We start from the raw sequence: 13,460 nt of genomic DNA, 5'->3' as shown, positions 1-13,460 counted from the left end.
GGTTTTCATGTGTATTTATACACATCATTTATATGATTTCCAATAATCTTCAAGGATGTGTCTTAATAGATAAAAAATAGGAGTCGGATCCGTAATATTATGATTGCGACTGTAGATTGGAGGAGATGAGAAATATAATGAATATGATGACTCTTTCTGTAACGTATTGTCGCATAGATGTGTAATGGCAATCGTCCGTACATAATGTTCTTTTGCGAGTTTTGCCAGCTCAATCAGCTGACTTGTTTCACCCGATACGGAAATAAGTATTAACAAGTCTTTACTTGTTAAAGTCTCAAGTTCTGTCAACATGTTGTGACGGTGAAGATAGAATTCACACTTTTTGTTTACTGTTCTTAATCCATTCATTAAATACTCACAGTAAATAGCTGAGTCACCAATTCCATAAACGATGACACGTGGTGATTGATGAATCATCGTATTGAACGATTGTATTTTTTGAGAATCTAGCAAAGCATGTGTTTTTTTAAGGTTTTGCATTGCATCTAACTCTTCTAGTTCGCGTAGTTCTTCCTTTATGGCCGTTTTCATATGTGAGAATCCATCGTATCCAAGCTTTCGCGATAAACGAATAATCGTATTTGGTACCGTAAACATTTGCGTAGCCAACGATTGTACTGACATATGGGGTACATCTTCAAAATTGGCCTGAATATATTCTATGATTTGATCGTCTGTATCATTCAACAGGTGCTCAAAGTTTAGAACTCGATCATTAAAATGAAGCATAATCTCCTCCCGAAATACAACAATTCTACTAATTTCTCATTTCCATTAAATATAAAAGAATTTATGCACGTATCACTATTTAATTTAAGCGATTACAACAATCTCCATTAGCTTATACGACACACGAAAAACTTGCAATCAAACAAAAAAGAGGTGGTTCCCCCCCTCTTATTACTTCCTTACTGTACTTTGTTCTCTGGACCGAATGATGGATAGAGCGAAAGCCCACCATCAGCAAAGATTGTTGTCCCTGTCACATAGGACGATTCATCTGATGCGAGCCAAGCGGCAACGGCAGCGATTTGCTCCGGCTTCCCAATCGCATGTGATGGGATGAGAGCCTCTAACCCCTCTTTTTCTTCCGGATCGTTCATCGTCTCTTCATTGATTGGCGTGTCGATTGCACCTGGCGCGATCGCATTGACGCGAATATGGTTCGGTGCGTATTCGAGAGCGACTGATTTCGTGAACATTTTCACGCCGCCCTTACTTGCTGCATAATGCGTATAGCCAGGTCGTGGAATGACCTCATGAACAGAAGACATATTGATGATATTGCCCTCGATTTCATGTTCAACAAAGTATTTCAAAGCGGCACGAACGCCAAGGAATGTCCCGTTCAAGTTAACGTCGATAATCTGTTTCCAGTTATCGAATTCCATTTCATGCGTCTTCGCTTCGACTTGTACACCGGCATTGTTGACGAAAAGATCCATCTTCCCGAATTCAGAGATGGCTTTCTCAATCATCTTCTCCGCAAGCCCTTCTTCAGAGACATCTCCTTTCACGGCGACCGCTTTCCCGCCACCCGCTTCGATTCCCCGGATGACCTCTTCCATTTCCTTTTCACTGCTTCGATAGTTGAGGACGACATTCATCCCCTCTTTTGCGTAGCGTTCCCCGATCGCTCGACCAAGACCTTTCGAGCTTCCGGTGATGACTGCGACTTTTCCTTTCAACTCTGGATAGTTTGCCATATCAATTCCTCCTTCATCTTCTCGGTTTTAGTTCCCGCATTTCCCTTTTCCTCAAACATAGTTGGCTGCATTTTGAATATTTGATACAAATCAACTATACTGAAACAAACTATTCGTTTTCAGGAAACGCCTGAAAGACGTTTGATCTTATTCTTAATGGAGGTGACTCCCCGATTTTTGGGGGAATTGTTGGACAGTCCCATGTTACTTAGCTTATTCATCGTTACGCTCTTAATCTTTTTGACTGCCTTTTTCGTGGCAGCCGAATTTTCAATTGTAAAAGTGCGTAGCGCTCGACTCGACCAGCTCGTGCTCGAAGGAAACAAGAAAGCCGTCACTGCGAAAAAAGTCATCGAAAATATTGACGACTCGCTCTCTGCTTCTCAGTTCGGGATTACGCTTTCCGCACTAGGTCTCGGATGGATCGGCGCTGACCAAATCGAAAAATATATCCACACGTTGGTTGAACAGTTGAACTTATCACAATCACTCGTGACGTTCTTATCGTTTCTGATTGCATTTTTACTGATCGCGTTCCTGCACGTCGTCATCGGGGAATTAGTTCCAAAGACGCTTGCGGTTCATGAATCTGAAAAGTTGACGCTCCTTGTCGCGCGTCCGCTCTATGTGTTCACGAAACTCTTCTATCCGTTCATTCGTGCCTTGAACAGTATGGCTCGACTGACTCTCCGCTTGTTCGGGGTTCAGACGACGGCTCAAGAAACGGCTCACTCGGAAGAAGAACTGAAAATCATCATGACGGAAAGTTTCCGTAGTGGTGAGATTAACGAAAACGAGTTAGCATACGTACAAAACATCTTCTCCTTTGACGAGCGGATTGCCAAAGATGCCATGGTTCCACGAATGAACATGGTGACGATTGATGAAGAAGATACAATCAAAGAAATTATTTCGGTTGTCGAAGAACACCAGTACACGCGTTATCCGGTCACACGGGATGGCGATCGTGACGATGTTCTCGGATTCGTGAACGCAAAACAACTTTTCACTGCTCAACTTTCGAAAAATGATGCGCCGTTCGAATCGTTCATTCATCAATTACCACTCGTTACTGAGTTCACTCCACTTCAAGAAGCGATGGTGAAAATGCAAAACGCACAGACGATGATGTGCCTCGTCATCGATGAATACGGGGGAACTGCCGGTCTTTTGACGATTGAAGATATTTTAGAAGAAATCGTTGGTGAAATCCGAGACGAGTTCGACCGGGATGAACAAGCTGAAATTACAGAAGTCGCTCCGAAACATTACCGTCTCTCGGGACTCGTATTAACACAAGAACTCGAAGAGCGGTTTGGCATCGAAATCGAGGATGATGTCGATACGGTCGGCGGATTCGTTTTATCACAAAAAGCGAACGCACGAACGGGCGAACGCTTCACTTTGCCTGGTAATCACGAACTGATCGTGAGTGAAGTCGATAATCACCGCATCGTCTTCGTTGATTTGATTTTAGCCTCATATGAAGAGGAAGAACCTATATCAGAATGATGCTTTTTTTCACACCCTTCTCCTAAATGTAGAGAAGGGTTTTTAACATTCGAATCGAACTGTCGCTATATTTTCGCCTCTTACCGTGATATACTGCACATATGTTGCTTATTTGAGTGTCACCCACTCAATGACACAACATCACCGAAACATGGCGAGATGTTCGGTTTAAACAGAAAGAAATAGAAAGAAGGTTACGCATGGAACGCAAACTATTTTTGATTGACGGTAACTCCATGCTGGCCAGTGCTTATTATGGTGCCGCCGCGAGCCGAACGAAAAAAGGACGCGAGGTATCCAAAAACGATCGGAGTGCCGTCATCGGAATGACCGGCCTCATTCGGACGATTCTACGTAGACATCGTCCGACTCATTTTGTCGTCGTCTGGGACGTCTCACGTGAAACATTATGGCGTCGAGAACTGTACCCGGGCTATAAACGCCGCAGACGCCAAACACCGCCTGAATTGAAAGCGCAGATGGAACTCATGCGTCAATTGCTTGAGGATAGTGGGATTCCACAATTCCAAGTAGAAGGGTATGAAGGGGAAGATTTGATTGCCCATATCGCGCGTAAATTCAGTTGCAGTGCCCCTGTGGTCATCATGACAAAAGATAAAGACTTGTTACAGCTTGTCAGTCCACGAATCACCGTTTGGTTACAAACACAGGAGCTTCAGCAAATGCAGGCTCGCTGTGACATTCGTGATAACCGTCCGTTACCTCTCAAACGTCATTTAGAAATTCGACCAGAAGAGATTGCAGCGTTATACGAAGGGTTGAAACCGAAGCAATTGTCAGCCGTTAAAGCGTTGACAGGAGACCGTTCTGACGGGATTCCACCAGTGGCTGGACTCGATGAAAGTCAATCGGTTCAACTGATCAAACGATTCGGTTCACTCGATAAGCTGTATTCTGCCTTGAGCATCAAAGGTGACAAACGACAACAAGTAAATGAAACGATCGCGGCACTGACGTCAGAGGAGGTGCCCCGTAACTTGAGACGAACACGCAAAAAAGCAGAGCGTAATATGGAGCTTGTTCGTCTTGATGTCACGGTGCCAGCACTTGAACATTTGAAGCTAGCTCATCTCGAGCTCAGCATCAACCCGAAGAGAGTCGAGCAAGCGTATCAAAAACGCGGACTTCGCATCTCATTCAATGCAAGTCAGAAGAAAGTATCCGCACATTAAAAGAACGGACGTCAAGCGTCCGTTCTTTTTATATGCACGGTAATCCCGTCTTCATCGGTCAACGACCATTCAGATGACGTACCACCTAATGCTTGATTCGTCTGCTCATTGACGAGAAGCGTCCATGTCTCGAGTCCTGCCTCAACTTCTAGAGCATCACTCGGACGTGCCCACACGTTCGTACCAATGTGATGGTGATATCCGTCTGCCGAAAGGAACAGTGCCCCTGGATAAGAATCCGTCGTAACGGAAAATCCGAGTCTGTCATGGTAGAAGCGTTTTGCTGCTTCGATTGAGCGCACTTTAAAGTGCACATGTCCCATCGTTGTCCCGATTGGTAAACCTGTGAACGGTCGATTCGCCGCAGCTTGAAGCATCGACTCATACTCGACAGGCTCTGTCGCCATTTTCACATGACCGTTTGCTTCATACGTCCATTGGTCTTTCGGACGATCGGCGTACAGCTCGATTCCATTCCCTTCTGGGTCACTCAAGTAGAACGCTTCACTCACCAAGTGGTCACCTTGCCCGACTTCGATACGCCGCTCAATAAGATGTGCCAAGATGCTTCCTAACTCCACGCGATCCGGCAATAGAATTGCTAAATGAAATAACCCTGCCGCTCGTGGATTCGTCTTCGCTTGTGGCACACTGTGCAAGATAACGAGTGAACGTTCTTTCGTTCCGAGCGTGACAAGTTCTTCGGTTTCTTCTAGGACGTTCATCCCGATTACGTCTACATAAAATTGTTTCACCTGTTCGATGTCACGGACCCGAAGCGTCACCGGTCCTAGTTCAATTTTCTCGATTTTCATATAAAATCACCTCACCCCCACTATACCCGCTCAGCTTACGTTACAGAAGTAGGCACAAAAAGGTGGTATAGTTACTTCAACGATACTATTGGAAAGGAAGAGCGATGTGACCAACATAACAAGCTGCGAAGTCGATACGGCACTCGAACTGATCACAGGAAAATGGAAGCATTCCATCCTCCTCGTACTAATCAACGGGGATACGTTACGCTTCAGTGAGTTGAAGCGATTGTTACCAAAAATCAGTCAAAAGATATTGACCGCACAACTCCGTGACTTAGAAGAACAGGAGATTGTCATCCGAATCGTCTATCCAGACGTCTCTCCCCGTGTTGACTATCGCTTAAGTGAGTATGGGAAAACGCTCATCCCGATTCTCGAAGCGATGAATGAATGGGGAATACGTCATGCCGAACGAATGCGCTCTAATTAGTTGTCCACATGTGGATAACCATTTTAACTCATCCCACTCATCACTTATCCACAGGAGGTCATCATGATTCGTTATCCACAGTTGACCGGTCATCACATCGGTGTCACTGCCCCTTCGTCAGGTATACCAGAAGAACTGCACCATTTATTACATCAATCGGAACAGAAGTTTTCCAATCGAGGGTTCACGTTGCAATTCACTCCGAATGCGTGGAAACAACGATTTGGGAAGTCCGCTCCGGCTCGGGTCCGTGCACATGAACTGACATCTCTACTTCAAGATGACAAAGTCGACTTGATTGTCCCGCCCTGGGGTGGGGAACTCTTAATGGAGATTCTCAATCAAATCGAGTGGCAGACATTACCTGCAAAATGGATGCTCGGCTATTCGGATACAAGTTTATTGCTTTTTGTGTATACGCTAAAAACCGGAATCGCCTCGGCACACGGTCCAAACTTAGTCGACTTACGTGCCGAAGTGTGGGACGAGACGAGTTCACGCTGGCTCGATGTGTTGTCGACGCGGACCAACGAGACGGTCATCCAACGTTCGTCCGAGAAGTTCCAAAAAGAATGGCAGTTTGATAATCCAACGCCACATCTGTTTCACTTGACGGAAACGACTGAATGGAAAGCTGTCGGTGGTCAACACGCGACAGGACGATTGCTTGGTGGATGTCTCGATGTGCTCTTACATACAGTCGGGACACCGTATGGAGACGTCAAGACGTTCCAACACGAGCACCTGAACGGCGAACCGATTCTTTGGTATTTTGAAAACGCCGAGATGAACATTCCGGCACTAAAAAGGACCCTCCTTCAAATGAAGTGGGCCGGTTGGTTCGAGCATACGTCTGGTATTCTATTTGGACGGAGTGAGGCACCTTCTGTGCATCAAGACTATACGGTCGAGATGGTATATGAAGAGCTTCACCACATGCTAGGTATTCCAATCTTTTACGATATCGATTGTGGACACGTTCCCCCGCAGATGACGCTCGTCAACGGGGCGCACGTTTCTGTGCAGGTCGAACATGGTAAAGGGACATTGATTCAAACGTTCAAGGGCTGATTCGTCAGCCCTTGATTTGTTGTAGCAATGTTTCTAAACGTTTGCGAAACAGACCTTGTGGGAATTCCTTCACTTTTTCTTCGATCACGGATACCCAGTCGTCCCCGCATCCGTTCAGTGTTCCCCTTAATAACCCTTCGTAGTAAATCGCGATATCGACTAAACTATGTGTTTTCCACTCGTCTCGATTTTCCCATAATGCCAATAAACACTCTCTTCCTTTTTCCGATTCCCCTCGAAAAGCGTAGTACACACCTTTCGCCATCGAAATCGCCGCAATGAACGGCTCAATCTCTGTCGTGAGTGATTCCATCAACTTGACGTTTTCCCCTAACAGATCAATATGTCGGTATTCCATCGCATAGAGTGCTTCGGAAAGTGCCACTTTGATTTCTGCCAAGCGGTCTTCCGTGAATTGAATGTATTGCTTCGCTTTTTGTAAAGACTCACGAATTTTCGTCTCATCATTCAAATAGAGCGCACAAATCGAAATGGTCCGATATACGTCATCCGCACGGTAGTAGATTCTAGTCCGCTTCATATACTCGAGCGCGTCTTCAAGCTGTCGAATGGAGCCTTCCAAATCCTCATCACAAAGAAGATTTTTAAAGACGATCAACATGACATACTCAGTTCTCGTTTTCGCTTTCATGTACTTCGCATCAAGGAGTTCAATCGCGTCAATCCGCTCAATCGATTCTTCATATCGGTTCCACATCAATAAATAGTAAGCTTGGCTGATGCGCCCCATCGCCAATTCATCTGTTTCTCCTAATTTTTCAAAAATCTCAATCGCTCGGTCGTAGTAGGCTAACACCTTCTCATTTTCTTCTTCTTGAAAGTACGTATCGCCATACAACATATACGCTTTCCCTTGCCACACAGAGTTCATTTCTTCTTTTAAGTATGGGGAAAGCATCTGTCGTATTTCTTGATCCGAACGCGAGATGAGTGTCATTTCTTCATATTCTAACTGTTCGACCATCGTTTGTAGCTCAGCTTCTTTCGGGTCCGTCAATAACTGTTGCATCGACACACCTAAACGACTGGAAAGTTCTCGCAAACTGCGCATCGATGCCTCCGTTTTCCCGTTCTCAATCATACTGAGCATCGATTTCGTGACAATCCCTTCCGCCAACTGCGTCTGGGTCATTTTTTTCTGTTTTCGTAACGCTTTAATTCGTCCACCAATCATATGCCACCTCGAAAAGTTAAATTATATTGAACTTTTTGTTTACATTTCACTTTCGTGCCTTTATGATAATGTTAAATCACATTTAACTATTTTGCAAAGGAGTGCTTCCTATGAGATTCTTTTCGTCCAACCTCTCCATTTTATTATTCGGTAAATTCATGTCACTGTTCGCATCCAACTTATTTACGTTCGTAGCAGGATTAACGGTATTGACGACAACTGGATCTGGACTGCAATTCGCATTTGTCTTACTGGCAGGAACATTGCCACGCGTTCTTTTATCACCATTTGCCGGCGCTTATGCGGACAAACTTGACCGAAAAGGCGTCATCATCAAGATGGAGTCTTTGAATGGAGGATTATTTTTACTCGCAGGGATTGGAAGTCTAATGTGGACGTTTGAAGCACCTGCCTTTTATGTCATCACATTCTTCCTATCCATCGTTTCCACCTTCTTATCGGTCACGCTATCGAGTTCGATCCCACTTCTATTTGAAGAGGAAGAGCTTCAACGTGCCAACTCCCTCATTCAGAGCATCATCTCCATCTCAAGTATCGGTACTCCGCTTCTTGCCGGAGCACTGTTTAAACTCATACCGATTCCAGTGTTTTTATTCAGCTCAGCCCTATTCTTCATGATTGCTGCGTTACTTGCTTCTCGACTCACATTTCATCAGAAAGAGGTTGCTCCAACCGAACAATCCACCTGGGAAGATGTACGGTCCGGTCTGTCTTATTTGAAACAGCAGCGCGTTTTATGGACGGTCGCCGTCCTCGCCGCATTCTTGAACTTCTTTTTCGTCGCGTCAGAAGTGTTGTTCCCGATTGCAGCATTACAAGAGGTCGGTGTGTCCCCGTTCCAGTTCGGACTACTTGAAAGCATGGTTGCCATTGGATTTTTAGTCGTTTCTTTACTTCACGCCTTGCCGTTATTCAACATCAAACATCGCCTATCGACCATGCGATCAGCACTGACCATACTCAGCATTCTATTTGTCGGCCCTGCCATTCCATTATATTTGAACTTCAACGTCATCACGTCGATTTTCTTTTTTGCGATGTTCGCTTTACTGAGCGGTTTCTTCATCGTACGTGTCAATATCCCCATTCAATTGCTCTTACAAACGAATACGGACCCGAACTACTTAGGTCGTGTGATTGGGGTACTCGAATCACTCGCGATGGGGATCACACCAATCGGTTTCATCTTATTCGGAATATTAAGTGATCTTGTGCCAATCGCTCATCTATACACAGCCTGTATGATTGGTCTACTCTTATGTACTTTCACACTCACCTATCGCATCCGTCACGACATCCAGGCAGAAAAAGCTGCACTTCAGTCAGCCGAACGTGTGTCGTAACGAAAAAGACATCGAACGAATCAGTTCGATGTCTTCTCTGTTGACGGGAGTACCCGTTTTTCTAATAAAAATGGTCCGAATGGGATGACGGATGCCATCACAGCAAGCGTCAAAACTTTGAAGCCCCAACGGAAGCGCCACGCCATGTACACGGCTGCGAGCACGTAAGCAACAAACAAGAAACCGTGCGCTGCGCCGACAATACTGACCGCAAGTGGAATGCCGGCCATATATTTCAGTGGCATCGCGATTAATAGTAACAGCAAGAAGGATACCCCTTCTGTGTAGCCAATCCATTTAAAATGAGTCATAGTCATATGCGTTCTCCTTTATCTCTGTTAGGCTACATCTATCGTAGCCGAAACGTGAGAGGTTTGTCACAGGAGAACATATAAAAGTTACGAGGCTATTTGACGATTTGGTGAACGGTGCAATACTCTCGTTTCAACGAAGTTACGAAGGAACAAGCCATCGACTCCGATTTTGCCAGCGTTATGACCGGCAACTAAAATCAAGACAGATACGATCAACATCGTTGGGTTCGTACTGACTGTTCCTGATAGTAAGAACGCCATGTTCATGACAAGTCCGAAGAATGCTGCACTACGTGTGAGTGCACCGAGCAATAACCCTAGGCCGACCAAAAATTCACCGTAAGGGATGAGGACATCGAATAATCCAGCGTTCGGGATTGCAAAGTTTTCTAAGAATGCGGCCCACCATCCTGCGACAGCTGGATGTTCTCCGGTGGCGAGTGACACCGCGTTGTTTAAAAATCCTTCTGTTCCAAAACCACCTGTGATTTTACCCCAACCTGCCGTCAACCAATGATAACCGAGCCATACACGTAATACCGTTAAAATCGCTGTGGCAACATTGTGGTTTTGCCAAAATTTCGTGAACATAATAATTCCTCCCTTTAAGAAGTTAAATAAATGAATAATGTGATTACATTCACAATATATCATCTATGTTCGCTTTTTCACATATATAATCTTCCTTGTTCATAATTCGTACATATGTATGCCACAGTCTATTCACATATACAAAAAGACGCCTTCGTTAGGCGTCTCTAAGAGTATTATAAGGTGACTTCTTGAGATGGTTGACCTTTTTTGTTCATCACACGCATTGATTCAGGTTCGATTTTGAGAATGATGAGTTTTGGATCATCCGGTCCATCGAACCATCCTTCAAGTTTGTCATTCCATACTTTTTCTTTCATCGATTCATCATCTGACACTGTTGCTTTTCCTAAGATTTCTAGGTACGTGTCGCCGACTCCATCTCCATCGTAGCCAATCAAGATATGAGTATATGGATTTCTCTCTAATTCCTCTACCTTATCCGTATCATTTGAAGTTGCTGTATAGAGCGTGAAATCTTCATGGAAAAATGTCATATACCGACTGTGCGGTTTTACTTTATATACAGTCGCCATTGTACCTACATTACTTGAGTCTAATATTTTTAATGCTGTTTCTTTTGCACTCATTCCGAATTCCTCCTTCACGATTTGTCGCTCGTATACTTTTCCCTCAAACCATATGGTTAAACACAAAAAAACCTGCTCGCCGATGCGAGCAGGTATCATATTCCTTAGAAAGGAAGATTAGATTTTTTCAACGTTAGAAGCTTGTGGTCCACGAGCTCCGTCTGTGATTTCGAAAGTTACTTCTTGGCCTTCTTCAAGTGTTTTGAAGCCGTCGCCTTGGATTGCTGAGAAGTGTACGAATACGTCGTCTCCGCCTTCCATTTCGATGAAGCCGTAACCTTTTTCTGAGTTAAACCATTTTACTTTACCTGTGTTCATGAATGAACCCTCCTGAAATAAACGCTATGCGTTATAGTAGTGCCTTACTAGAAAAAACTTGACCAAAAAAAATACAAGCCTCTGGAATTATCTAATGAAAAATAATCCCAAGCACTTGTGAATTATGATTCCAGCTATTCTTAATTAAGCACATATTGAATATAACATGGTTAGATGCTTCTGTCTAGTAAATACTTCTGATTGCTAAAAATAAGTCGAAACGGGTACACCCTAGAGAAGATGACACTAGGAGGATCTATTATGAAAAATTCAAATGATCAACAGTCAATCGCATCGATGATTGCTGCTTATTCCGACTGGTCTGAAGAAGAATTAATTCATCAAACACTCAAGTGGCATCATACCACGAGTAAAACAACTTATCCAGCAATGAGCCAAACATACGCTTGTCGAATCCCATTAACGGAGAGAGTTTCGCCTGTCCGGACGTCTCTTCCGCTTGAACAGATCGATGGAGTGGTTCGTCCCGTTTGGATGCGCCGACTCGATGCGGAATATTTGAATCTGATGCATATGACAAAATCACGTGTCGATGTGACGAACTATGGGGCTGTTGGAGATGGCAAGACGGACTGCACCCTCGCCTTTCGTCTCGCCCTCCGCTCTAATCGCCGTGTCTATGTGCCACCAGGTGTATATATCGTTCGAGGAATTCGCCTCCCTTCTAGTTGTGCACTTGAAGGTGCCGGACAAGACGTCACAATCCTCAAATTATCCGATCGGGCTCCGAAGCATCGCCGTCTTTTACGAAATACGACCCCATTCGCCGGCAATCATCATATCGAGGTATCCCATCTTACACTTGATTGGAACGTTAATCGTTTAGGTGACGTGAAACGAACGACAAGCGGTGACACGACATCGAGCGCTTTGACATTCGCGCACGTGACGTATGGATGGGTGCATCATGTGACGGCTAAAAATGCCGGGCTCCATGCGTTTGACATCACGTCCCCGCACTATCACTACCTAGGTGACGGACTTCGTGCGGCAAACGGAAGTCGGTATATCCATCTCAATCAACTCGAAGCAACGAATTATGGGGACGATGGGATCACAACACATCATAGTGATGCCATCTACATCACTAACTGTTATTGTCATCACCCCCATGGCCGAACGCACGCTTTAGGATTCTCAAACTCAAACGGCATTGAAATTGATGACGGTTCGCGTCACGTCACGCTTGTTCACAACAGAACGGAAGGCTGTTTTGGAGGTATCGAAGTAAAAGCGCATGGAACCTCGTCAGCCGCACACGACGTCCACATCTTCGGACATCTCTCCGTTCACGACAATCGTTCGTTCAACTTCCGCCATATCGGTCATCATTTGGCAGACGATCCGGATTCCGCGACTGCACGCTTCCTGTCCGGTACAAATTTGGTATCCATCGAGCCAGTCCGAAGCCCGCTTTATGCAAAATCCTCGCCACGGAGTCTGGTCGTTTCCGCATATCAAGATGTCTTCATCCATGGTTTGACTGCCATCGGCGACCCGACCTACGACTATGAACAGCATCCAGCACTTGCGATTCAATATAAGTCAAGACGTGTACAGTTGAAACGAATTTCCGTTCGCGGGTTTACCACAGCCCGAGCCGACCTCGAGCTGTTTGGAGGGGAGAACCGCACCGACGAAGTGACTATCAACGCCTTACAGTGCAAGGAGTCTGCACCCATCGCCTTAAAAATCGGACGTCAGATAGAACAAATTGCGCTTCATCAAATCGAAGGACAGAAAAAAAGTGGAGATGCTCTCATCTCCACGAAAAGTCCGATTGATGTGCAGGACATACTCGCTTACGGGTTCTCAGACCGGGTACGTTCGGACGTTTGAGCCGCCTCCACGAGCCGGTCCAATTTATCGTCATCGAGTTCAAGCGAGCTTTCTTTCTGCTTTGCCATCATCCGGACGATTGCTTTGTCTAAAAAACCCATTCGTTCAAAGTCATAACCACTGCCAACGACCTCGACAAAGTAGGCATGCTCGCAGAGTGATTCACGGTACGCCTCTTCTAACTCACGAATCCGCTCTGATTCTGTCGGTGTCCCGGCACACAAATATAAAGCGAGGGGATGCTCAAGTAAGTGTGCTTCGTGAAGCGCCAACCATTCCTTCATTTCGTCCTGGATGGTTCCCATCCGAATCGAACTGCCGACGATGACGTGATCGATCGTCTCCCACATCACATTCGGCTCTTCTACGATATTTTGGACATGAACGTCACCCGACAGACGTTCAGCGAGTAGAGCCGCTACTTTTTCACTCGTCCCATACCTGGAAGAGTAAGCGATTAAAGTACCCATGTCGTTC

At 45.2% G+C, this 13,460-nt stretch carries 15 protein-coding genes; 6 read left to right on the top strand and 9 right to left on the bottom strand.

Going from position 1 to position 13,460, the window contains the following annotated elements; translation table 11 throughout:
- Nucleotides 1-24: 24 nt before the first annotated feature.
- Nucleotides 25-750: a MurR/RpiR family transcriptional regulator gene (locus KNO98_RS11100; RefSeq protein ID WP_214700907.1), complete on the bottom strand. Its 726-nt coding sequence runs from the start codon at nucleotides 748-750 to the stop codon at nucleotides 25-27.
- 179 nt (nucleotides 751-929) lie between these two features.
- Nucleotides 930-1,727, bottom strand: a complete 798-nt coding sequence (locus KNO98_RS11095) for a glucose 1-dehydrogenase (protein WP_214700906.1) — start codon at nucleotides 1,725-1,727, stop codon at nucleotides 930-932.
- A 189-nt stretch (nucleotides 1,728-1,916) separates the two neighbouring features.
- On the opposite strand from KNO98_RS11095, the gene KNO98_RS11090 reads away from it, so the two are divergent.
- Complete coding sequence (locus tag KNO98_RS11090; protein ID WP_251129484.1) at nucleotides 1,917-3,239, top strand: hemolysin family protein; 1,323 nt, start codon at nucleotides 1,917-1,919, stop codon at nucleotides 3,237-3,239.
- Between the two features lie 200 nt (nucleotides 3,240-3,439).
- Nucleotides 3,440-4,432 carry a 5'-3' exonuclease gene (locus KNO98_RS11085; RefSeq protein ID WP_026824581.1) on the top strand — a complete coding sequence of 331 codons (993 nt, stop codon included), beginning with the start codon at nucleotides 3,440-3,442 and terminating at the stop codon, nucleotides 4,430-4,432.
- An 11-nt stretch (nucleotides 4,433-4,443) separates the two neighbouring features.
- On the opposite strand, the gene KNO98_RS11080 is transcribed toward KNO98_RS11085, so the two are convergent.
- Nucleotides 4,444-5,247: a VOC family protein gene (locus KNO98_RS11080; protein WP_214700905.1), complete on the bottom strand. Its 804-nt coding sequence runs from the start codon at nucleotides 5,245-5,247 to the stop codon at nucleotides 4,444-4,446.
- A gap of 106 nt (nucleotides 5,248-5,353) precedes the next feature.
- Between KNO98_RS11080 and KNO98_RS11075 the strand changes: the two genes are divergently transcribed.
- Nucleotides 5,354-5,680 (top strand): winged helix-turn-helix transcriptional regulator, encoded by a 327-nt coding sequence (locus tag KNO98_RS11075; protein WP_214700903.1) that lies wholly within the window; start codon nucleotides 5,354-5,356, stop codon nucleotides 5,678-5,680.
- 63 nt (nucleotides 5,681-5,743) lie between these two features.
- A complete protein-coding gene (locus KNO98_RS11070) occupies nucleotides 5,744-6,751 on the top strand; it encodes a S66 family peptidase (RefSeq protein WP_214700902.1) in 1,008 nt (335 codons plus the stop codon).
- A gap of 4 nt (nucleotides 6,752-6,755) precedes the next feature.
- Here the strand turns inward: KNO98_RS11070 and KNO98_RS11065 are convergent, their stop codons facing one another.
- On the bottom strand, nucleotides 6,756-7,946 hold the full coding sequence (locus KNO98_RS11065; RefSeq protein WP_214700901.1) for a helix-turn-helix domain-containing protein: 1,191 nt from the start codon (nucleotides 7,944-7,946) through the stop codon (nucleotides 6,756-6,758).
- 110 nt (nucleotides 7,947-8,056) lie between these two features.
- Here KNO98_RS11065 and KNO98_RS11060 point away from each other — a divergent pair, with 110 nt between their 5' ends.
- The gene (locus KNO98_RS11060; RefSeq protein WP_214700900.1) at nucleotides 8,057-9,310 is read left to right on the top strand and encodes an MFS transporter; all 1,254 of its coding nucleotides are present in this window, start codon (nucleotides 8,057-8,059) and stop codon (nucleotides 9,308-9,310) included.
- A 20-nt stretch (nucleotides 9,311-9,330) separates the two neighbouring features.
- Here the strand turns inward: KNO98_RS11060 and KNO98_RS11055 are convergent, their stop codons facing one another.
- The 4 genes from KNO98_RS11055 to KNO98_RS11040 all read right to left on the bottom strand — a co-directional run bounded on the left by KNO98_RS11055 (nucleotide 9,331) and on the right by KNO98_RS11040 (nucleotide 11,123).
- Nucleotides 9,331-9,627: a DUF3817 domain-containing protein gene (locus tag KNO98_RS11055; RefSeq protein WP_026824587.1), complete on the bottom strand. Its 297-nt coding sequence runs from the start codon at nucleotides 9,625-9,627 to the stop codon at nucleotides 9,331-9,333.
- An 81-nt stretch (nucleotides 9,628-9,708) separates the two neighbouring features.
- Complete coding sequence (locus KNO98_RS11050) at nucleotides 9,709-10,215, bottom strand: DoxX family membrane protein (protein ID WP_214700899.1); 507 nt, start codon at nucleotides 10,213-10,215, stop codon at nucleotides 9,709-9,711.
- Between the two features lie 176 nt (nucleotides 10,216-10,391).
- Nucleotides 10,392-10,805 (bottom strand): pyridoxamine 5'-phosphate oxidase family protein, encoded by a 414-nt coding sequence (locus KNO98_RS11045; RefSeq protein ID WP_026824589.1) that lies wholly within the window; start codon nucleotides 10,803-10,805, stop codon nucleotides 10,392-10,394.
- A gap of 117 nt (nucleotides 10,806-10,922) precedes the next feature.
- Entirely contained in the window at nucleotides 10,923-11,123 is a 201-nt protein-coding gene (locus KNO98_RS11040; RefSeq protein WP_015880427.1) for a cold-shock protein, read from the bottom strand.
- Nucleotides 11,124-11,384: 261 nt separating this feature from the next.
- On the opposite strand from KNO98_RS11040, the gene KNO98_RS11035 reads away from it, so the two are divergent.
- Complete coding sequence (locus KNO98_RS11035) at nucleotides 11,385-12,983, top strand: glycoside hydrolase family 55 protein (RefSeq protein ID WP_214700898.1); 1,599 nt, start codon at nucleotides 11,385-11,387, stop codon at nucleotides 12,981-12,983.
- Here KNO98_RS11035 and KNO98_RS11030 read toward each other — a convergent pair.
- Entirely contained in the window at nucleotides 12,947-13,453 is a 507-nt protein-coding gene (locus KNO98_RS11030; RefSeq protein ID WP_214700897.1) for a flavodoxin domain-containing protein, read from the bottom strand. The two genes, KNO98_RS11035 and KNO98_RS11030, sit on opposite strands and share 37 nt — an antisense overlap.
- Between the last annotated feature and the right edge of the window lie 7 nt (nucleotides 13,454-13,460).

The organism is Exiguobacterium sp. s57 (genome assembly GCF_018617685.1).
Taxonomy (GTDB): Bacteria; Bacillota; Bacilli; order Exiguobacteriales; family Exiguobacteriaceae; genus Exiguobacterium; species Exiguobacterium marinum.
The sequence above is the reverse complement of the archived record's forward strand: the minus strand, read 5'-3'. Positions and strand labels throughout refer to the sequence as shown.